The organism is Pseudomonas sp. TE12508 (assembly GCF_056279485.1).
Genome location: NZ_JBWCCN010000003.1, coordinates 291906 through 312023 on the forward strand (window position 1 = coordinate 291906; position 20118 = coordinate 312023).

At 59.3% G+C, this 20118-nt stretch carries 16 protein-coding genes; 11 read left to right on the plus strand and 5 right to left on the minus strand.

Features of this window, described 5'->3' with window-relative positions; all coding sequences use genetic code 11:
* Window positions 1-123: 123 nt before the first annotated feature.
* Entirely contained in the window at window positions 124-1041 is a 918-nt protein-coding gene (locus tag ACZ9IM_RS05760; protein ID WP_476223526.1) for a LysR family transcriptional regulator, read from the minus strand.
* Window positions 1042-1188: 147 nt separating this feature from the next.
* Here ACZ9IM_RS05760 and ACZ9IM_RS05765 point away from each other — a divergent pair, with 147 nt between their 5' ends.
* The 4 genes from ACZ9IM_RS05765 (at window position 1189) to ACZ9IM_RS05780 (ending at window position 4927) form a co-directional block, all read left to right on the plus strand.
* Window positions 1189-2472, plus strand: coding sequence for an MFS transporter (locus tag ACZ9IM_RS05765; RefSeq protein WP_427625458.1), 1284 nt, complete (start codon window positions 1189-1191; stop codon window positions 2470-2472).
* Between the two features lie 78 nt (window positions 2473-2550).
* Entirely contained in the window at window positions 2551-3303 is a 753-nt protein-coding gene (locus ACZ9IM_RS05770; protein WP_427625460.1) for a 5-oxoprolinase subunit PxpA, read from the plus strand.
* The gene (pxpB, locus tag ACZ9IM_RS05775; protein ID WP_476223527.1) at window positions 3300-4004 is read left to right on the plus strand and encodes a 5-oxoprolinase subunit PxpB; all 705 of its coding nucleotides are present in this window, start codon (window positions 3300-3302) and stop codon (window positions 4002-4004) included. Before ACZ9IM_RS05770 ends, pxpB begins: the two co-directional genes overlap by 4 nt.
* The gene (locus ACZ9IM_RS05780; protein WP_476223528.1) at window positions 4001-4927 is read left to right on the plus strand and encodes a 5-oxoprolinase subunit C family protein; all 927 of its coding nucleotides are present in this window, start codon (window positions 4001-4003) and stop codon (window positions 4925-4927) included. The genes pxpB and ACZ9IM_RS05780 overlap by 4 nt, the downstream gene beginning before the upstream one ends.
* 132 nt (window positions 4928-5059) lie before the next feature.
* Here the strand turns inward: ACZ9IM_RS05780 and ACZ9IM_RS05785 are convergent, their stop codons facing one another.
* Both ACZ9IM_RS05785 and ACZ9IM_RS05790 read right to left on the minus strand, forming a co-directional pair.
* Complete coding sequence (locus ACZ9IM_RS05785) at window positions 5060-6238, minus strand: vWA domain-containing protein (RefSeq protein ID WP_427625466.1); 1179 nt, start codon at window positions 6236-6238, stop codon at window positions 5060-5062.
* An 11-nt stretch (window positions 6239-6249) separates the two neighbouring features.
* Window positions 6250-7095 (minus strand): AAA family ATPase, encoded by an 846-nt coding sequence (locus ACZ9IM_RS05790; protein WP_008067574.1) that lies wholly within the window; start codon window positions 7093-7095, stop codon window positions 6250-6252.
* Window positions 7096-7297: 202 nt separating this feature from the next.
* Here ACZ9IM_RS05790 and ACZ9IM_RS05795 point away from each other — a divergent pair, with 202 nt between their 5' ends.
* Both ACZ9IM_RS05795 and ACZ9IM_RS05800 read left to right on the plus strand, forming a co-directional pair.
* Window positions 7298-7528, plus strand: a complete 231-nt coding sequence (locus ACZ9IM_RS05795; protein ID WP_063342788.1) for a DUF4160 domain-containing protein — start codon at window positions 7298-7300, stop codon at window positions 7526-7528.
* On the plus strand, window positions 7516-8019 hold the full coding sequence (locus ACZ9IM_RS05800; protein WP_427625468.1) for a DUF2442 domain-containing protein: 504 nt from the start codon (window positions 7516-7518) through the stop codon (window positions 8017-8019). The genes ACZ9IM_RS05795 and ACZ9IM_RS05800 overlap by 13 nt, the downstream gene beginning before the upstream one ends.
* On the opposite strand, the gene ACZ9IM_RS05805 is transcribed toward ACZ9IM_RS05800, so the two are convergent.
* Window positions 8016-9092: a DUF748 domain-containing protein gene (locus ACZ9IM_RS05805; RefSeq protein ID WP_427625469.1), complete on the minus strand. Its 1077-nt coding sequence runs from the start codon at window positions 9090-9092 to the stop codon at window positions 8016-8018. The genes ACZ9IM_RS05800 and ACZ9IM_RS05805 overlap by 4 nt on opposite strands.
* Before the next feature lie 126 nt (window positions 9093-9218).
* Between ACZ9IM_RS05805 and cysK the strand changes: the two genes are divergently transcribed.
* The 3 genes from cysK (at window position 9219) to ACZ9IM_RS05820 (ending at window position 12798) form a co-directional block, all read left to right on the plus strand.
* Window positions 9219-10193: a cysteine synthase A gene (cysK, locus tag ACZ9IM_RS05810; RefSeq protein WP_008067581.1), complete on the plus strand. Its 975-nt coding sequence runs from the start codon at window positions 9219-9221 to the stop codon at window positions 10191-10193.
* Between the two features lie 249 nt (window positions 10194-10442).
* Complete coding sequence (locus tag ACZ9IM_RS05815; RefSeq protein ID WP_476223529.1) at window positions 10443-11381, plus strand: aspartyl/asparaginyl beta-hydroxylase domain-containing protein; 939 nt, start codon at window positions 10443-10445, stop codon at window positions 11379-11381.
* A 553-nt stretch (window positions 11382-11934) separates the two neighbouring features.
* A complete protein-coding gene (locus tag ACZ9IM_RS05820; protein WP_427625472.1) occupies window positions 11935-12798 on the plus strand; it encodes a DMT family transporter in 864 nt (287 codons plus the stop codon).
* A 211-nt stretch (window positions 12799-13009) separates the two neighbouring features.
* On the opposite strand, the gene ACZ9IM_RS05825 is transcribed toward ACZ9IM_RS05820, so the two are convergent.
* Entirely contained in the window at window positions 13010-13918 is a 909-nt protein-coding gene (locus ACZ9IM_RS05825; RefSeq protein ID WP_476223530.1) for a DMT family transporter, read from the minus strand.
* Between the two features lie 129 nt (window positions 13919-14047).
* On the opposite strand from ACZ9IM_RS05825, the gene aceK reads away from it, so the two are divergent.
* A complete protein-coding gene (aceK, locus tag ACZ9IM_RS05830; RefSeq protein WP_008071935.1) occupies window positions 14048-15769 on the plus strand; it encodes a bifunctional isocitrate dehydrogenase kinase/phosphatase in 1722 nt (573 codons plus the stop codon).
* Between the two features lie 185 nt (window positions 15770-15954).
* Entirely contained in the window at window positions 15955-19866 is a 3912-nt protein-coding gene (hrpA, locus tag ACZ9IM_RS05835; protein ID WP_476223531.1) for an ATP-dependent RNA helicase HrpA, read from the plus strand.
* The last annotated feature ends 252 nt before the right edge of the window (window positions 19867-20118 follow it).

Sequence of the window (20118 nt, forward strand, 5' to 3'; positions counted from 1 at the left end):
CAGGTCCGACTCCTTCTGGACAATTGATTAGCTGAAAGCGCGCAGAGAATACCGTCTTGAAAAAATAATGCAAATGATAGTGGTTCATATTTAGAGTTTGAGAAATATCCTTCAGATTCCGGCCTATGGTTTGCTCAAGACGATGTACTGCTCGCCCACTTTATGCGCATAGCGCTCCACGACTTGCTGACACAACGCCACGATTTCTTCGACCCATTCCACGCCAACCCGCCACGACACCACCACCTGCAAATTCGGCGGTCGTTGATCAATGGCCAGCAAGGTCAATTCCCCTCGTGCCAACTCTTCGGCCACCAGTACCGGCGGTAACGCACCAATGCCGAAGCCGTCCCTCAGCAATCGGGTAATCGCCGACACTGAATTCACGCAGTTGAGCCGGGGCGCCATGACCCCGTTGGCCTGCATCAGGGCAAGAATCTCTTGGTGTGGCTGGGAATTTTTCGAATAGGTGATGATCCGCTCCCGCGCCAGATCGGCGACACCCGAATACTCGCGGTTGTAGATGGAATTGCTGGCGACGATCCAGCCCATCGGATGACTGGCCAGCTCCAGGCTACGCACGCTTTCCTGACGCAACAGGTCGGTTTGCAGGATCAGGTCGAGAAAGCCTTTTTGCAGCTGATCGCAGAGGTTGAGCGCGGTATCGGCCACCAACTCGATTTCCACCAGCGGGTAGTGATCCATCATCTGCGCCACCAAGGGGCTAAGCCAAGTGTGGATCACGGTGTCCATGACACCGATCCGGACCCGCCCGACCTTGCTCGAACGCGTCTCGATCGAGTGCTTGAGCGCCTGCATCGTGTCCATCATCTGCTCGGCATATTCGAGCACTTTCAAGCCTTCGGGCGTCAGGCTCACGCCGCGAGAATCGCGCAGGAACAGCTTCACCCCGAGCTCGCCTTCGAGCACGGCGATACGGCTGGAAATCGACGCCTGGGTGGTGAAGAGTTTGTCTGCCGTCAGGCGAAAGCTCTTGAGTCGGGCGACCCAGACAAAGGTCTCGAGAAACTTCAGGTTCATGGGATCAACTTTTTCTTATGCCTTGGCCGGGTTTTTATTAGTTGGACGCAGCAGGGCCAAGCGTCCAAAAATCGACGCATCCGGTTCCCACGATAGGCGTCGTCGGGGCTCAGAACAATACCAATAAAATTTGCACGGAGACTTGCCATGAGTGCGCCCGACACCCTCGTTCCTAAAGCTACGGCTCGCCCGGGACCCTTCGATTGGTACCACAACATCAACAAGCAGGAACGTCGTACGTTCTGGAGCTGCAAGATCGGCTATGGCCTGGACGGCATGGACACCCAAATGCTCAGCTTCGTGGTGCCGACCCTGATTGCCATGTGGGGCATTACCACTGGCGAAGCCGGGCTGATTCACACCAGCACCCTGATCGCCTCGGCCATCGGTGGTTGGGTGGCGGGGATTCTCTCTGACCGCATCGGTCGGGTACGCACCCTGCAACTGACGGTGCTCTGGTTCGCCTTCTTCACCTTCCTCTGCGGCTTTGCCCAGAACTACGAACAACTGTTGATCAGCCGCACGTTGATGGGCTTCGGTTTCGGCGGTGAATGGACCGCTGGCGCGGTGCTGATGGGTGAGGTGATTCGCGCCAAGGACCGTGGCAAAGCCGTCGGCATGGTGCAATCGGGCTGGGCGCTGGGTTGGGGACTGACGGCGATTCTGTATGCGCTGCTGTTCTCGGTGCTCCCGCCGGAAGACGCCTGGCGTGCTCTGTTCCTCCTTGGCATCGTGCCGGCGATCTTCGTGATTTTCGTCCGTCGCTTGGTCAAGGATCCGGAAATCTATCGCGAAGCCAAAGCTAAACAAGAGCCAAGCAACCCGGCCAAGTTCTACGAGATCTTCGCCCCAGGCATCCTGTTCACTACGATTCGCGCTTCGATCCTGACCACCGGCGCCCTCGGCGGTTACTACGCGATCACTTCCTGGCTGCCGACCTTTCTGAAAAACGAACGGGGCTTGAGCGTACTCGGCACCGGTGGCTATCTGGCGATGGTGATCGTCGGGTCCTACGTCGGGTACGTGATCAGCGCGTATTTGACTGACATCCTCGGTCGTAAAAAGAACTTCATTCTGTTCGCGGTCGGCTCGTTCACCATTGTTCTGCTGTACACCCAATTGCCGGTCAGCAACGGTGTGATGCTCTGGCTGGGTTTCCCTTTGGGCTTCTTCGCTTCGGGGATCTTCAGCGGCATGGGTGCGTTTTTGACTGAGCTGTTTCCGACGAGGATTCGCGGCTCGGGCCAGGGTTTTTGCTACAACATCGGTCGGGCATTGGCGGCGCTGTTCCCGCTGTTGATCGGCTTGCTCAGCCAGAAGGTGCCGCTGAGTGTGGGAATCGGGGCTTTTGCGGCGGTGTCTTACGGGGTAGTGATCCTGGCGGCCCTGAGCCTGCCGGAAACCCGTGGCAAGCAACTCGACGCTCAATAACCGAATATCCGGTAACTGATAATCTGAGGGGCATATGTCCTTCAGCTAAGAAGATAAAAGCCTACAGGAGTGTTCACCGTGAACCGCCTGCTATTGAACTGCGACATCGGCGAAAGTTTTGGCCACTGGACCATGGGTCTGGACGCCGAGGTTATGCCCTTCATCGACTGCGCCAACATTGCTTGTGGCTTCCACGCCGGCGACCCGAGCATCATGCGCAAGACCGTCAGCCTGGCCCTGAGCCACGGGGTGCAGATTGGCGCTCATCCGGCCTATCAGGATCTGGTGGGGTTCGGTCGCCGATCCATGGCTTACACCGCCCAGGAACTGCAGGACCTGTTGCATTACCAGATCGGCGCCCTCGACGGCATCTGCCGGGCACAGGGCGGGCGGGTGAGTTACGTCAAACCCCACGGCGCGATGTACAACGACATGATGGCCAACCCGGCGCAATTGCGCGCGGTGATTCAGGCCGTGGCGGCCTATGACCGGACGCTGCCATTGATGCTGATGGCGACCCGCGACAACAGTGCCGCGCAGCAACTCGGCGATGAATATGGCGTGACGTTGTGGTTCGAAGCCTTCGCCGATCGCGCTTACGACAGCGCAGGTAGGCTGGTCTCGCGGCAACTGCCGGGAGCCGTGCATCACGACCCCGAGAAAATCATTGAACAGGCGCTGATCATTGCCCGCAGTGGCATGCTCACGGCCAGCGATGGCAGCGCCTTGCACTTGCAGGCCAATACCTTGTGCGTACACGGCGACAACGCCAGTTCGGTGGCCGCCGTGCAGCGCATTCGCGAAGCCTTGAATCAGCAGAGTGCATCATGAAGCCACGGGTAGAAGTGGTGGCGCTGGATTGCCTGATGGTGCGTCTGTTCGATGAAATCAGCGAAGCCAACATGCCGTGGATGCTCGCGGCCAGCGAGCGTCTGCGAGAAGCGTTCGCCAGCCATTTGATCGATCTGGTGCCGTCCTACACGACACTGATGGTGCATTACGATTTGATGGCGCTGAACCCGGCTCAGGCGCGGGAATTGATTACTGAAGCCTTGATCGATCTGTCGCCCAATGCTCGCACTAGCGGTAAATGCCATGTGTTGCCGGTCTGGTATGACCTGAGCGTCGGTCCGGAACTGACGTTACTGTCTCAGCGCAGCGGATTAACGGTGGAAGAGGTGATCCACCGCCACAGCGGACATGAGTACCAAGTGTTCGCGTTGGGCTTCGCGCCGGGGTTTGCCTTCATGGGATTGGTAGAGGAAATATTGGCTGCACCGCGTATGAATACTCCGCGCAAAAAAGTGGCTGCCGGCAGTGTTGGTATCGCCGAACGCCAGACGGCGGCTTATCCGGTGGTGTCCCCCGGCGGCTGGAACCTGATCGGCCGCACCCCGGCCAAATTGTTCGACCGCGAACGCGACGGCTACAGCCTGATGCAACCGGGCGACACCGTGCGGTTCGAAGCGGTCAGCCATGCCGAGTTCATCAACCTGGGCGGTGATGACACGCCGTTGGAGGCCCTGGCATGAGCCGACTGACGATTGAAGCAAGTACACCGCTGTGCCTGTTGCAGGACGCCGGGCGGTTTGGCGTGCGGCATCTGGGCGTGACTCAGGGCGGGGCGGCGGATTGGCGATCGATGTCGTGGGCCAATTGGCTGCTGGGCAATGGGCTGGATGCGTCGGTGATCGAAATCACCCTCGGCGGGTTTACGGTCGTTGCTCAGGAAGATTGCGTGCTGGCATTGGCCGGGGCGGATCTGGGGGCGCAAGTGGATGGCGAGGCATTGGCGCCGTGGCGCAGTTTCAGGCTGAACAAAGGTCAGCAATTGCAATTCACCCAGCCACTGCTTGGCGCTCGGGCTTATTTGGCGGCCCCGGGCGGATTTGATGCGCCAAAGGTGTTGGGCAGTAGCGCAACGGTGGTCCGTGAGGAGCTCGGTGGGCTGGATGGCATGGGTCGGGCGTTGGCCAAAGAGGCGCAGTTGAGCTACTCGGGGAGCTCGCTGCTACTGCTGCGGGAGTTGGTGCCCGAACAAGTGCCGGATTTCAAACTCAATGCGCCGCTGGACCTGGTGCTCGGCGCACAGATCGGCGAGTTCAGTGGACAGAGTTTGTTCGACGCATTCAACAGCGTCTGGACCCTCGACAGCCGCGCCGACCGCATGGGTATTCGCCTGTTGGGAACGGCGTTGCAGTACCAGGGCAAGCCGATGATCTCGGAGGGCATCCCGCTGGGCGCGGTCCAGGTGCCGCCGGACGGGCAGCCGATTGTGCTGCTCAATGATCGGCAGACCATTGGCGGTTATCCGCGCCTGGGGGCGTTGACGCCATTGGCCTTGGCGCGATTGGCGCAGTGTTTGCCGGGGGCGAAGGTGCGGTTGAGGCCGGTGGTGCAGGATGTCGCTCATCGGGAGCAAGTCGAGTACCTGCGCCGGTTTGCCTCGCACTGATCGTTCCCACGCTCCGCGTGGGAATGCCGCCCGGGACGCTCCGCGTCCCTGTGACGCGGAGCGTCACTTGATGCATTCCCACGCAGAGCGTGGGAACGATCAACGATCAGCAGTGTGGGAACGATCAGCGCTCTATTTGGAAAGAAACCGCATCCCTTCCTCCAACCCCCGCAACGTCAGCGGGAACATCTGGTCATCAATCAAATCCCGCACGATGTTGGTCGATGAGGTATAGCCCCAGGTGTCTTTCGGATATGGGTTGATCCAGATGAGCTTCTTGTACTTTTCCTTGAAGCGCTGCATCCACACGTACCCGGCTTCTTCATTCCAGTGCTCGACGCTGCCGCCGGCCTGAGTGATTTCATAGGGCGCCATGGCGGCATCGCCGATGAAGATCACTTTGTAGTCGGCGCCGTACTTGTGCAGCAGGTCCTGGGTGGCGGTGCGCTCAGAGGTGCGACGCATGTTGTTCTTCCACACCGATTCATAAATGAAATTGTGGAAGTAGAAGTACTCCAGATGCTTGAACTCGGTCTTGCAGGCCGAGAACAGTTCTTCGCAGATCTTCACATGGGCGTCCATCGAGCCGCCGATGTCGAACAGCAACAGCAACTTGACGGTGTTACGGCGTTCCGGACGCATCTGGATGTTCAGCAGCCCGGCATCGCGAGCGGTGTGGTCGATGGTGCCGTCGATGTCCAGTTCTTCCGCCGCACCCTGACGGGCGAATTTACGCAGGCGCCGCAGGGCGACCTTGATGTTGCGCGTGCCCAGTTCGACCGAATCGTCGAGGTTCTTGTACTCGCGCTGATCCCAGACTTTGACCGCTTTGCCTTGACGCTTGCCGGCATCGCCGACCCGAATGCCTTCCGGGTTGAAGCCACCGGAGCCGAACGGGCTGGTGCCGCCGGTGCCGATCCATTTGTTACCGCCGGCATGGCGTTCTTTCTGTTCTTCCAGGCGCTTCTTGAACTCTTCGATCAGCTTGTCCAGGCCGCCGAGGGACTGGATCGCGGCCCGCTCTTCATCGGTCAGGGAACGCTCGAATTCCTTGCGCAGCCAGTCTTCCGGGATCAATGCCTGAAGGTGATCGTCGAGCTTTTCCAGGCCATTGAAGTAGGCAGCGAACGCCCGGTCGAACTTGTCGAAATGCTTTTCGTCCTTCACCAGGATCGCCCGGGACAGGTAATAGAACTCGTCCATGTCGGCGAAAGTCACGCGCTGTTTCAGCGCGTTGATCAGGTCCAGCAGCTCACGCACCGAGACCGGCACCTTGGCTGCGCGCATTTCATTGAACAGGTTGAGCAACATGGCGTTGACCCTTATCGAGTGCCGCGACGGCTCATGAACGCCAGACGCTCAAGCAATTGCACGTCTTGTTCGTTCTTCACCAAGGCGCCGGCCAGTGGCGGAATGGCCTTGGTCGGATCGCGCTCGCGCAGTACCGCTTCACCGATGTTGTCGGCCATCAGCAGTTTCAGCCAGTCCACCAGTTCGGAGGTCGATGGCTTCTTCTTCAGCCCCGGCACCTTGCGCACGTCGAAGAACACGTCCAGCGCTTCGCTGACCAGGTCTTTCTTGATGTTCGGGTAATGCACGTCGACGATCCGCTGCATCGTGATGCGATCCGGGAAGGCGATGTAATGGAAGAAGCAGCGGCGCAGGAAGGCGTCCGGCAGCTCTTTCTCGTTGTTGGAGGTAATGATGATGATCGGGCGCTTCTTGGCCTTGATGGTCTCGTCGATCTCGTAAACGTAGAACTCCATCTTGTCGAGTTCTTGCAGCAAGTCGTTGGGGAACTCGATGTCGGCCTTGTCGATTTCATCGATCAGCAGAATCACCCGCTCTTCGGACTCGAAAGCCTCCCAGAGCTTGCCCTTCTTCAGGTAGTTGCGAACGTCGTGAACCTTTTCCGTGCCCAGCTGCGAGTCTCGCAGGCGGCTGACCGCGTCGTACTCGTACAGGCCTTGATGCGCCTTGGTGGTGGACTTGATGTGCCAGGTAATCAACTTGGCGCCGAAGGACTCGGCCAGTTGCTCGGCGAGCATGGTCTTGCCGGTGCCTGGCTCGCCCTTGACCAGCAGTGGCCGTTCCAGAGTGATGGCGGCGTTGACCGCCAGCTTCAGGTCATCGGTGGCGACGTAGGCCTGGGTGCCTTCGAACTTCATCTGCTAATCCTCGAACGGTAACGCCGACCTGAACGAGGCAGGGCGGGGCGCAATAATTGTAGTACCCGACTATAACGCGGTGCCCGGTCGACTGTGAACGCAGACGGCTTATTCAGTCTCTGAATGGGGCGTCACATCTTGACTCAGTCTCGGCCGCTAGCCAGTATTGAGCTATCGCCATTTTGGCGATAGCTTGCGGGGCATGTCTACTAAATACCGATTTCGCGATACGTACCGCATTCAGTTGCGCGAGAAGGATCACCCGCCGCCCCATGTCCATCTGACAGGTGGCGGCCTGGACGTGATGCTCAGCCTGCAAACCCTCGAAGTGATGATGGGCAAGGCGCCGCCGCTGATTATCAAGGAAGCGCTGGAGTGGGTCAGGGCCCATCAGGTGCAATTGCTGGAGGATTGGAAACGATGTTACCCATGAAACGACCACGGCTGTCGGCTGTGCAGGTACTGCCGGATTACCGTCTGGCGCTGACCTTTATCGATGGTCAGCAACTGAGCCTGGATTTAAGTCGTGATCTGCGTTCGTACCCAGGATTGCAACCATTGCTGGAGGGGCATGCTTTTGAAGGCGCCGCTTTGGGTGACGATGGCTGGAGCGTGGAGTGGCCCGAACTGGATATCCAGATAGGCGCAGACACGCTGTATCTGGATGCTCTGGCGCAAAATGCGGCAGATGAAAACACCCGTATTTTCATCGATTGGCGTGCTCGCACCGGGCTACCGTTGAATCAGGCGGCAGAGGCGTTGGGGGTTAGTGCCCGCAGTATCAGTCGCTACAGCAGTGGTCGTGAAGCTGTGCCGCGGTCGTTGGCGCTGGCCTGTCTGGGCTGGGACTTTCTGCAACAGCAATCAAACCCGGCGCGAGCGGCGGAGGATACCGGTCGCTACACCGTTACACGTAAATCCTAGTCTGTATCCGGCTTGGGCCGCTCGTACTGGGCATTGAACGCCTCGATAAAACCATTTCGCAAAATCTGCAAAAAAGCCTCGAATGCGCTGATATCTTTCTGATGCACGCTCCCTCTGAGCTGGACGCGAGTGGCGAACTGGTTTTTCGGCTGGTTCTTCAACACATTCTCGGTACCCCCGACGAGTGCTTCCCAGATGGAGCGAAAAATCCCTTTGTCCTTGTTTTCCACGTCTTGTTGCCAGTTGAACACATCGACGTCGTGCAATAGCGGCTTGATGTAGCCGGTGAGTTGGCCCTTGTTGGCTTCGGCTTCGATGACCACGTCGCCATGGCCGGCATTGAAGTCGAACTTGCCGTAGGCCGAGGCGAAGTCGTTCATGCGTTTGAGTTCAAGGTTCCTGGCGCGCAGGCGAAATTCGAAGTCCTGGAAGTCGCTTAGCGGATCGAAGGTTGCCGTTGTTTCCAGTGGCGCATGGCCCAGCAACAGAGCCTTGCCGTCGAATCGGGCGTCGCGTTTGCCTTTGGTGTCGACCACGTTGGTCAGGTTGTAAATGCTGGCATTGACCTGAGTGGCATTCATGTTCACGGGCGGTTTTGAGTTGAAGTTTCGGAAGGTGACCCGCCCGTCGTTGATCCGCACTTCGTTCAGGGTAATCGGCAGCAATTTTTCCAATTGTGCCCGCCAGTCGGTGCCCTCACCGGTCTGGGAGTTTTTCTTGTTGGCACCGCCGTCGACGAAGTTCACCTCGGGTTTGTCGAACTGCGCCTCGGCCACCACCGCGTGGTCATACCAGAGCGAGTGCCAGCTGACGGAGAGATCAATCAATGGCGCGTTGACGAAAGGCACGGGAACCTTGCCATTGACCTTGACGATTTTCAGTCCATTGATTTTGTAGGCGCCGCGCCACAGGGCCAGGTCTACGTCGGTAATCTGCCCGCGGTAGTCACCCATGTTCGCCAATCTTTCGTTGAGGTAATCGCGCACCACGTAGGGCAGGGCAATGTGCAGGGCAACCAGCAGCAGAACGAGGCCGGCGAGGGTCCACAGGGGCCAACTGTATCGACGCTTCATGGCGGCAAATCTCTGGCGGTATAAAGCGATTGACTGCGGGGGTAAGCGGACGTTCGACTGACTGGACGACCACGGGTAACAGGCATACCTTGGACAGCTAATTCAACGCTGTATAAGGACCCAGCCATGAGCCGTATTTATGCTGACAACGCCCATTCCATTGGCAATACGCCGCTGGTTCAGATCAACCGTATCGCCCCGCGCGGTGTCACCATCCTGGCCAAGATCGAAGGGCGTAACCCCGGCTATTCGGTCAAGTGCCGGATCGGCGCGAACATGATCTGGGACGCCGAAAGCACCGGTAAACTCAAGCCTGGCATGACCATCATCGAACCGACTTCGGGCAATACCGGCATCGGCCTGGCGTTCGTTGCCGCTGCCCGCGGTTACCGGTTGGTATTGACCATGCCCGCGTCCATGAGCATCGAACGGCGCAAGGTGCTCAAAGCCCTTGGCGCCGAACTGGTGTTGACGGAACCGGCCAAAGGCATGAAAGGCGCGATCGAGAAAGCCGCCGAAATCCTCGCCAGTGATCCATCGACCTACTTCATGCCGGGGCAGTTCGAAAACCCGGCCAACCCGGCCATTCACGAAAAAACCACCGGGCCGGAAATCTGGAACGACACCGACGGTGCGGTCGACGTACTGGTGGCGGGTGTCGGGACAGGTGGAACCATTACCGGGGTTTCGCGGTATATCAAGAATACCCAGGGCAAACCGATTATCTCGGTGGCGGTGGAGCCGGTGGTGTCTCCAGTGATCACCCAGGCGATGGCGGGTGAAGAGATCAAGCCGAGCCCTCACAAAATTCAGGGCATCGGCGCTGGTTTTGTGCCGAAGAACCTGGACCTGTCGATGGTCGACCGGGTCGAACTGGTCAGCGACGATGAGTCCAAGGCAATGGCCCTGCGCCTGATGCAGGAAGAAGGGATTTTGAGCGGTATCTCGTGCGGCGCCGCCATGGCGGTGGCTGTGCGGCTGGCCGAAACTCCGGAAATGCAGGGCAAGACCATCGTGGTGATTCTGCCCGACTCTGGCGAGCGCTACCTGTCGAGCATGCTGTTCAGTGATCTGTTTACCGAACAGGAGAATCAGCAGTAGGAGCTGCCGAAGGTTCGGGCCGCGTTCGGACGATCTTTTGATCTTGCTTTTGAATCGCGTATGAAAGGGGGGTGATTCAGGTCAGCCCCCGTTCAGGAACTTTGTGTTAATAAGTGTTTGTTGCGTAATCCTTAACACTGAATGTTGAGTGATGCGGGTATTTCCCGAGGCCGGTAGTGTTTATCATGGCCGATTGCCACGTCGGGTAAATGGCGTTGTGCAAAGTTACCTACTATCAAGGAGTTGTAGATGAACTTTTCCTTTGTCGCGAAGGCGTCGGTGTTGTTGCTGTTTCTCGGTAGCACGCTCTATGTGCACTTGCGTGGCAAGGCGCGTTTGCCGGTTCTGCGTCAGTTCGTCAATCATTCGGCCCTGTTCGCACCTTATAACGCCCTGATGTACCTGTTCTCCAGCGTGCCATCCAAACCCTACCTGGACCGCAGCAAGTTCCCCGAACTGGATGTGCTCAGGGACAATTGGGAAGTTATTCGCGACGAAGCCATGCACTTGTTCGACGAGGGCTACATTCGCGCTGCCGAAAAGAACAACGACGCCGGTTTCGGTTCATTCTTCAAGAAGGGCTGGAAGCGTTTCTACCTCAAGTGGTATGACAAACCCCTGCCGTCGGCCGAAACCTTGTGCCCGAAAACCGTGGCGTTGGTCAGCAGTATTCCCAGCGTCAAAGGCGCCATGTTTGCGCTACTGCCCGGTGGCAGTCACCTCAACCCGCATCGCGATCCGTTCGCCGGTTCTTTGCGTTATCACTTGGGGCTGTCGACACCGAACTCCGATCATTGCCGCATCTTCGTCGATGGTCAGGTCTATGCCTGGCGTGATGGGGAAGACGTGATGTTCGATGAAACCTACGTGCACTGGGTCAAGAACGAAACCGAGCAAACCCGGGTCATCCTGTTTTGCGACATCGAGCGACCGATGAGCAACCGCCTCATGACCGGTATCAACCGCTCGATCAGCGGCTTGCTGGGGCGCGCCACGGCACCCCAGAACCTTGACGATGAACGCGTTGGCGGGATCAATCAGGCCTATGCCTGGAGTAAGAACTTCAGCGACAAGTTCAGCGGTGTGGTCAAACAGTGGAAGCGTCGTAATCCCAAGGCTTACCGCGTACTGCGGCCGGTGCTGGCGGTGGTGGTGTTGGCGTTGTTGGGGTATTGGCTGTTTGGTTGAGACCGATTACTGAGCGACCTGTGGCGAGGGGGCTTGCCCCCGTTGGGTCGCGAAGCGGCCCCAAAAAACAACGATCCCATCTCTTTCAGAACCAATGCAATGCCTGGTTCACGACTGCTTCGCAGCCGAACGGGGGCGAGCCCCCTCGCCACAGGGATCGTGTCAGGCTCCTGTTTCTCGGCTCTGACGTTAACTCATTGCAATCCATGTCACACGCTGGTTATAGTCGGCCCTCGGTGGTTTCCCGAACCACCCTTTCACCCATCAAAAAAGATCAGCCCATGCCAGCTTCCCCCATCAACGCGGTAGTCGATTCAGCGGTCAACGCTGGCGTCTTGCCGTGCGGGAATCAGCAGCCTGCGCAGATCAGTCATTACCCCCCACCTGTCAGTAGCACGCCGGTGTGCGCAGTCGTATCACCGCCAGGCGTTGGCTTCTCGGGCTGATCAGCTTTTTTCTGCTGTTCCTGTGCCCATCTGAAAAAGCGCCTGAAAAAACTACTGAATTTCAGCTTCGGCTGAGTTGGCTTTGTGCCTGACTACAGGTGGTATTCATGTTTGTCCTTTCGAAAAAATCCGCGCTCGCGGCGGCGTCCACGAGCCTGTTCGTTTTGCTGTGGAGCAGCGGGGCGATCTTCTCCAAATGGGGGTTGGCGCACGCATCACCCTTCGCCTTTTTGCTGATTCGTTTCGCCATCGCCCTGTGCGGGCTGGTGCTGTTGATGCCGTTGCTCAAGCTGAAACTACCCAAGGGCGGCAAGCCGATGTTGTATGCAATGGCCACGGGCGTGGTGTTGCTGGGGGCTTATCAGATTTTCTATCTGCTGGCCCTGGACCTGAAGGTCACCCCCGGCATGATGGCAACCATCATGGGCGTGCAACCGATTCTCACCGTAGTGATCATGGAGCGGCACCGATCAATAAGCCGGATCTTCGGTCTTGCGCTAGGCCTGGCCGGGTTGATTATGGTGGTTTACCAAGGCATCGGTCTGGCCGGCATGTCATTGGCTGGCATGCTCTTCGGTCTGTTGGCGCTGGCGAGCATGACGTTCGGCTCGATCATGCAGAAACGCATCACCGATAATCCTCTCGGCACACTGCCGGTGCAGTATCTGGCGGGGTTGTTGCTCTGCGGGATCTTCGTACCGTTCCAGCCGTTTCAATTCGAACACAGCACAGGGTTCATCGTGCCGGTGTTGTGGATGGGGTTGGTGGTATCAGTGCTGGCGACGCTGCTGCTGTATCGGCTGATCGCCCGGGGCAATCTGGTGAATGTCACCAGTCTGTTTTACCTGGTGCCGGCGGTGACGGCGGTGATGGATTACCTGATCTTTGGCAACCGACTGGCGGCGTTGAGCCTGCTGGGAATGGGGCTGATCATCGTCGGCCTGGTGTTTGTGTTCCGTAAGAGCGCTTGAAACCGAAAGGCCGCTCCAGGCACAGCTCCTGCACTGGATCTTCGTCGTAACACCGATCCAGTGTAGGAGCTGGCGTAGCCTGCGATCTTTTCGGGGCTGCCGGAGAGCAAGATCAAAAGATCGCAGCCTTCGGCAGCTCCTACAGGGGGAATGCATTTCCGGTGTAGGAGCGAGGCTTGCCCGCGAAGGCGTCATCAGCAACACCACATCACTACCTGGCAACCACCTCAGGCGCCTTCACCACTGCCGGCTTCAACACCAGCCACAACGCCAGCGCAATCAACACCCCGCCATAAAGGTGCGCCATCGACAGCGGCTCATCCAGCAACAGCGCCCCCCACAACACGCCGAACGGCGGGATCATGAAGGTCACGGTCATCGATTTCACCGGGCCAACCGACGTCAGCAAACGGAAATAAATAATGTAGGCAAAGGCTGTGCAGACCAAACCCAACCCCAGCAACGACAGCCAGACACTCCAGCCGCCCCAGCTCACCGGTGGCTGGCTGATCACGCTGTAGCCAAACAACGGCAGCAACAACAACGTCGCGCCGAGCATGCTGCCCAGCGCCGAAAGGCGACTGTCGAGACCCCCGGCATGGTCGAGCCAGCGCCGGGCGAGGAACCCGGCAAAGCCATAGCAGGTGGTGGCCATCAGGCAAGCGAGTGCGCCCATCAGCAGTTCCATGTTGAACGCCACCGGCCCGGCGCGGGTGAGGATGCCCACGCCCAACAGGCCGAGAAAGACGCCGCCCAACTTGGCGGCGGTGAGTTTTTCATGGAAGAACAATCCGCCAATCAACACCCCCATCAAAGGCGTGGTGGCGTTGAAAATCGCCGAGTAACCGGCCGGCAGCACCTGGGCGGCCACGGAATAGAGGGTTGCTGGAATCCCGGAGTTGATCAGCCCGAGCAGCATCACCGTCTTGAGTTTGCCTTTGAAATCCCAGTTGATGCGCATCAGCCCAAGGATCACCAGCAGCCCGACGGCGGCAATCGACACGCGAAAAAAAGCAGTGGGGATTGTGCCAATCACTGGGGCAATAACGCGCATGAACAGAAAACTCGCACCCCAAATGGCGGCAAGCGACAACATACGCAGGATATCGACGGGGTTCACAGCGCTTTCCTTCCTTGATTGGCGCGCAAGTGTCGCGCCAGTCAGGGCGCAAGGCAATGGTTGCGTTGCGTCACACAGGGCCACTAAGCTCAGGCTCCAACGACAAGAACAGCCGCCGAGGTTTTACCTATGCCGCAGCAATGGCCAGCCGCCGACATCGCCCGAATGATCCTCGATGGCTTTGACGATTACCGCGAGCATTTCCGTCAGATCACCGACGGCGCCCGAGCCCGTTTCGAGCAGGCCCAATGGCAGGAGACGCAAGTCGCGTCGGCGGCGCGGATCAACCTCTACGAAGAAAAGGTCGGCGAAACGGTAGGGCGCTTGCATGCTTCGTTCGAGACCGATGTGCTGATGGACGTCAGCAACTGGCCGCTGGTCAAAAGCGCTTACATCAGCCTGATCGACCTGCGCTTCGACGATGAACTGTCCGAGACCTGGTACAACTCGATTTTCTGCGGCCTGTTCAGCCACGACCTGATCAGCGATGGCTGCATGTTCATTCACACCACGCGGCCGAGCCTGCGCCGCGCCCGGGCCGCGCAAACCCGCACCTACAAGCCGCAGGGGCAGTTGTCCGGTATGCTCACGAGCATCTTTGCCGACTACCGCTTCAGCGAAGATTACGCCGATCTGGCCGGCGACCTGCGTCGCCTCGAAGCGCAATTGCGCGAGAACCTGCCGGACTGGGTCTGCAAGGACCCGGAGCTGAGCGTCGAACTGTTTTCCTCGGTGCTTTACCGCAACAAGGGCGCCTATCTGGTGGGGCGCATTTACACCCCCGACGAGCAATGGCCGCTGGTGATTCCGCTGCTGCACCGCGAAGGCCGGGGCATCCAGATCGATGCGCTGATCACTGACGAGGCGGAGGTGTCGATCATCTTCTCCTTCACCCGTTCGTACTTCATGGTCGATGTGCCAGTGCCGGCGGAATTCATCGGTTTTCTCAAACGCATCCTGCCGGGCAAGCACATCGCCGAGCTGTACACCTCGATCGGCTTCTACAAGCATGGCAAGTCCGAGTTTTATCGCGCGCTGATCAATCACCTGGCCAACACTGACGACCAGTTCATCATGGCCCCCGGCGTGCGCGGCATGGTCATGAGCGTGTTTACCCTGCCGGGCTTCAACACCGTCTTCAAGATCATCAAGGACCGCTTCTCGCCGTCGAAAAACGTCGACCGCGCCACAGTGATCGAAAAGTATCGCCTGGTGAAAAGCGTCGACCGGGTCGGACGGATGGCCGACACCCAGGAGTTCGCCGACTTCCGTTTCCCCTTGAGCAAGTTCGAGCCGGCATGCCTTGAGGAGTTGCTCGAAGTGGCCGCGTCCACGGTCTCGGTGGAGGACGATACGGTGCTGATTCGTCACTGCTGGACCGAACGCCGGATGACGCCATTGAACCTTTATCTGGAACACGCCAACGAGGCGCAGGTTCGCGAGGCGCTGGAGGATTACGGTCTGGCGATCAAGCAACTGGCGGCGGCGAACATTTTTCCCGGTGACATGTTGCTGAAGAATTTTGGCGTCACCCGTCACGGTCGTGTGGTGTTTTATGACTACGACGAGATCTGTTTCCTGACCGAGGCCAACTTCCGCCACATCCCGCAACCGCGTACACCGGAAGACGAAATGGCTTCCGAGCCTTGGTATTCGATCGGGCCACTGGATGTATTCCCCGAGGAATTTCCACCGTTCCTGTTTGCCGATTCGGGGCAACGGCGGTTGTTTGATCAGTTGCATGGCGAGTTGTACAACGCTGATTACTGGAAGAGTTTGCAGGAGGCGATACGGGCGGGGAAGGTGATTGATGTGTTCCCCTACCGCCGTAAAGGCCTCGATAACGAGTAGCCCGCACCTGACACTGATCGTTCCCACGCTCCGCGTGGGAATGCCTCCCCGGACGCTCCGCGTCCGCTCTTGGGACGCAGAGCGTCCCTTGCTGCATTCCCACGCAGAGCGTGGGAACGATCACATGGGGGCGCAAATCTGCGACAATCCGCCCCCTGCGCCACTAGACGACTTTTGCGTACCTGATGACTGACGAATCGCCTTCAATCGACAAACTTCTGAAAAACCTCGATCACGCCATGCTCGCCGACCGCCACCGGCTGCGGCGGCAGTTGCTGGAGCTGCGCAAGAAACCTGACGAGGCCAAACTGGCCCAGTGGGTGACGCGCACGCAGGCGTCTTGCGATCAGGTGTTGGCGCGGCGCGCCAGCCTGCCGGTGATTCGTTACGACGACAGCCTGCCAATCGCCGCCAAGCGCGACGAAATCAAAGAGGCGCTGCTCAAGCATCAGGTGCTGATCATTGCCGGCGAAACCGGGTCGGGTAAAACCACCCAGTTGCCGAAGATCTGCCTGGAAATCGGTCGCGGCCAGCACGGCCTGATCGGCCACACCCAGCCCCGTCGAATCGCCGCCCGCAGCGTGGCGAGCCGGGTCGCCGAAGAACTGGCGACGCCGTTGGGCGCGTTGGTCGGCTATCAGGTGCGGTTCGAGGATCAGAGCGATTCCAACACCCTGATCAAACTGATGACCGACGGCATCCTGCTGGCGGAAACCCAGAACGACCGCTACCTCGAACGCTACGACACGATCATCGTCGACGAAGCCCATGAACGCAGCCTGAACATCGACTTCCTGCTCGGTTACCTGAAAACCCTGTTGCCGCGTCGTCCGGACCTGAAAGTCATCATCACCTCGGCCACCATCGACCTGGAGCGTTTCTCCAAGCACTTCGATGATGCGCCGATCGTCGAGGTCTCCGGTCGTACCTTCCCGGTAGAAACCTGGTACCGCCCGCTGACCCTGGAGCAGGACGAGGAGGGCAACCGCGTCGAGGATGACCTGACCGTGGATCAGGCGATTCTCGCCACCCTCGACGAGATTGCCGCGTTCGAACGCAGCGAGCGCAAGAGCCCCGGCGACGTGCTGGTGTTCCTGCCCGGCGAGCGCGAGATTCGTGATGCCGCCGACATGCTGCGCAAGGCCCAGCTCAAACACACCGAGATTCTGCCGTTGTACGCGCGGCTGTCGCCGGCCGAGCAGCAGCGGATTTTCCAGTCTCACCCTGGACGTCGCGTGGTACTGGCGACCAACGTCGCCGAAACCTCGCTGACGGTGCCGGGCATCCGTTACGTGATCGACAGTGGCACCGCGCGCATCAGTCGTTACAGCTACCGCGCGAAGGTGCAACGCCTGCCCATCGAAGCGATTTCCCAGGCCAGTGCCAACCAGCGTAAAGGCCGTTGCGGGCGGGTCGAACCGGGCATTTGCATCCGCCTCTATAGCGAAGAAGATTTCATCGGCCGCCCGGAATTTACCGACCCGGAAATCCTGCGTACCAACCTCGCGGCGGTGATTTTGCAGATGCTCCATCTGCGCCTCGGCGAGATCACCGATTTCCCGTTTATCGAGCCGCCGGATGGCAAGGCCATCAGCGATGGTTTCAACCTGCTGCAAGAACTCTCGGCGGTGGACCGCAACAGTCAGTTGACGCCGCTTGGTCGCCAGCTGGCACGGCTGCCTGTGGACCCGCGCATGGGCCGCATGCTGCTGGAAGCAGCGAAACTTGGCAGCTTGCAGGAAGTGCTGATCGTCGCCAGTGCCATGTCGATTCAGGACCCCCGCGAACGTCCGCCGGAGCGTCAGCAAGCCGCCGATCAAGCCCACGCGCAGTGGAAAGACGTGGACTCGGACTTCGTCGGGCTGGTTAATCTGTGGCGTGGTTTTGAAGAGCAACGCCAGGCCTTGACCGCCAGCCCGCTGCGTAACTGGTGCCGCAAGAATTTTCTGAATTACCTGCGCCTGCGCGAGTGGCGCGACTCCCATCGCCAGTTGAGCCTGATCTGTCGCGACATGCAGCTGAGCCTCAACAAAGAACCGGCGGATTACCCGAAACTGCACAAAGCCGTGTTGTCCGGATTGCTCAGCCAGATCGGCCAGAAAACCGAAGACGGCGATTACCTCGGTGCCCGTCAGCGGCGCTTCTGGATTCACCCGTCGTCGGGCCTTGGCAAGAAGCGTCCGCAATGGCTGATGACCGCCGAACTGGTGGAAACCACCAAACTCTACGCGCGGATGGTCGCCAAGATCGACGCCGACTGGATCGAGCCGCTGGCCGGGCACTTGATCAAGAAAAACCACTTCGAACCCCATTGGGAGAAGAAGCGCGGTCAGGTCGTGGCCTTCGAGCAAATCACCCTGTTCGGGCTGATCGTGGTCGGGCGCCGGCCGGTGCATTACGGGCCGATTGACCCGGTGGTGTCTCGTGAGTTTTTTATTCGCGAAGGTCTGGTGCGCGGCGAGATTCAATCCAAGGCCAAGTGTTTGTCTGCCAATGCACAGTTGCTGGAACAGCTCGACGAACTGGAAGCCAAGGCGCGCCGCCGCGACATCCTCGCCGACGAAGAAACCTTGTTCGCCTTCTACGATGCGCGACTGCCAGCAGAGATTCACCAGACTGCGACCTTCGACAGTTGGTACCGGGTCAACAGTCAGAAAGACCCGCAGCTGCTGATCATGCGCGAAGAAGACGTGCTGGCCCGCGAAGCCAGCGAAGTCACCGCCGCGCATTACCCGGACACCCTGCACATCGGTGATCTGGAACTGGCGCTGAGTTATCACTTTGAACCCAACCATCCTCGCGACGGCGTGACCTTGCGCGTGCCGGCGCCGCTGTTGCCGATGCTGCCGCCGGAACGACTGGAATGGCTGGTGCCGGGCGTGATCGAGGCCAAGTGCATTGCGCTGGTGCGCAACCTGCCTAAAGCGTTGCGCAAGAATTTCGTGCCGGTGCCGGACTTCGTCAAAGCCGCCTTGCAGCGCATCACGTTTGCCGAGGGCTCGTTGCCTCTGGCGCTGGGCCGCGAGTTATTGCGCATGACTGGTGCGCGGGTCAGCGATGAGGCGTGGGCCGAAGCGTCGCAACAGGTCGAAAGTCATTTGCGGATGAACCTGGAAATCGTCGACGGTCAGGGCAAGTTCCTCGGCGAAGGCCGTGACCTGGCCGAGCTGACCGCACGCTTTGCCGAGGCGAGCCAGGCTGCGTTGGCGGTGCCGCAAACGGCGAAGAGCCAACAACCGGTGGAGCCGAAAGTCTTTGCCGCCGTGGCCGAGAAAACCCAGCAGAAAATCGCCGGGCTATCGATGACGGTGTATCCGGCGCTGGTGGAAGAGGGCGGCACAGTCAAGGAAGGTCGATTCTCGACCCCGGCCGAAGCCGAGTTCCAGCATCGCCGGGCCTTGCAGCGCTTGCTGATGCAGCAATTGGCGGAACCGGCGAAGTTCCTGCGCGGCAAGTTGCCGGGGCTGACCGAGTTGGGCCTGATGTACCGCGACATGGGGCGAGTCGACAGCCTGGTGGAAGACATTCTGCTGGCCAGTCTCGACAGCTGCATTCTCGAGGGCGAAGACCCGTTGCCACGCGATGGCGCCGGGCTGGCGTCGCTGGCCGAGCGCAAACGTGGCGGCTGGACCGAGCACGCCGAACGGCTGGCGAAGCTGACGCTGGAGATTCTCAAGCTCTGGCACGGCCTGCAAAAACGCTTCAAGGGCAAGATCGACCTGGCGCAAGCCGTGGCCTTGAACGACATCAAGCAGCAGCTCAGCCATCTGGTGTATCCGGGCTTCGTGCGTGAAACGCCGATGCTGTGGCTCAAGGAGCTGCCGCGTTATCTGAAAGCAGTCGAGCAGCGCTTCGAGAAAATCGGTGCGCAGGTACAGCGGGATCGGGTCTGGAGCGGCGAGTTGTCCGGCCTTTGGGCCCAATACCAGACCCGCGCCAACAAACACGCCCAGGAAGGCAAGCGCGATCCGCAGCTGGAACTCTATCGCTGGTGGCTGGAGGAATACCGGGTCTCGCTGTTCGCGCAGCAATTGGGGACCAAGGTGCCGATCTCCGACAAGCGCCTGAACAAGCAATGGAGCCAGGTCGAACCATAACCCCGGTGGGAGCGAGCTTTTGTGGCGAGGGGGCTTGCCCCCGTTGGGTGGCGAAGCCGCCCCAAACCTGCGGCCCCGGTGTATCAGGTATACCGAGTGCGTTGGTTTTACGACTGCTACGCAGCCGAACGGGGGCAAGCCCCCTCGCCACACCGGCTCCCACACGTATGCTGTGCTTTTGCAAAAGGCGCCAAAAGCCAGCGTTTATGGCAAACTTCGCGCCTATAAACGCCAGCCCCGCGGTTTTGAGCC

Excerpts from the sequence above, each read along its gene's own strand:
- ACZ9IM_RS05800 (WP_427625468.1), top strand. The coding sequence starts at position 7,516 with ATGTTACCCATGAAACGACCACGGCTGTCGGCTGTGCAGGTACTGCCG.
- pxpB (WP_476223527.1), top strand. The coding sequence starts at position 3,300 with ATGAAGCCACGGGTAGAAGTGGTGGCGCTGGATTGCCTGATGGTGCGT.
- ACZ9IM_RS05795 (WP_063342788.1), top strand. The coding sequence starts at position 7,298 with ATGTCTACTAAATACCGATTTCGCGATACGTACCGCATTCAGTTGCGC.
- ACZ9IM_RS05765 (WP_427625458.1), top strand. The coding sequence starts at position 1,189 with ATGAGTGCGCCCGACACCCTCGTTCCTAAAGCTACGGCTCGCCCGGGA.
- ACZ9IM_RS05815 (WP_476223529.1), top strand. The coding sequence starts at position 10,443 with ATGAACTTTTCCTTTGTCGCGAAGGCGTCGGTGTTGTTGCTGTTTCTC.
- cysK (WP_008067581.1), top strand. The coding sequence starts at position 9,219 with ATGAGCCGTATTTATGCTGACAACGCCCATTCCATTGGCAATACGCCG.
- ACZ9IM_RS05780 (WP_476223528.1), top strand. The coding sequence starts at position 4,001 with ATGAGCCGACTGACGATTGAAGCAAGTACACCGCTGTGCCTGTTGCAG.
- ACZ9IM_RS05785 (WP_427625466.1), bottom strand. The coding sequence starts at position 6,238 with ATGTTGCTCAACCTGTTCAATGAAATGCGCGCAGCCAAGGTGCCGGTC.
- aceK (WP_008071935.1), top strand. The coding sequence starts at position 14,048 with ATGCCGCAGCAATGGCCAGCCGCCGACATCGCCCGAATGATCCTCGAT.
- hrpA (WP_476223531.1), top strand. The coding sequence starts at position 15,955 with ATGACTGACGAATCGCCTTCAATCGACAAACTTCTGAAAAACCTCGAT.
- ACZ9IM_RS05790 (WP_008067574.1), bottom strand. The coding sequence starts at position 7,095 with ATGAAGTTCGAAGGCACCCAGGCCTACGTCGCCACCGATGACCTGAAG.
- ACZ9IM_RS05805 (WP_427625469.1), bottom strand. The coding sequence starts at position 9,092 with ATGAAGCGTCGATACAGTTGGCCCCTGTGGACCCTCGCCGGCCTCGTT.
- ACZ9IM_RS05760 (WP_476223526.1), bottom strand. The coding sequence starts at position 1,041 with ATGAACCTGAAGTTTCTCGAGACCTTTGTCTGGGTCGCCCGACTCAAG.
- ACZ9IM_RS05820 (WP_427625472.1), top strand. The coding sequence starts at position 11,935 with ATGTTTGTCCTTTCGAAAAAATCCGCGCTCGCGGCGGCGTCCACGAGC.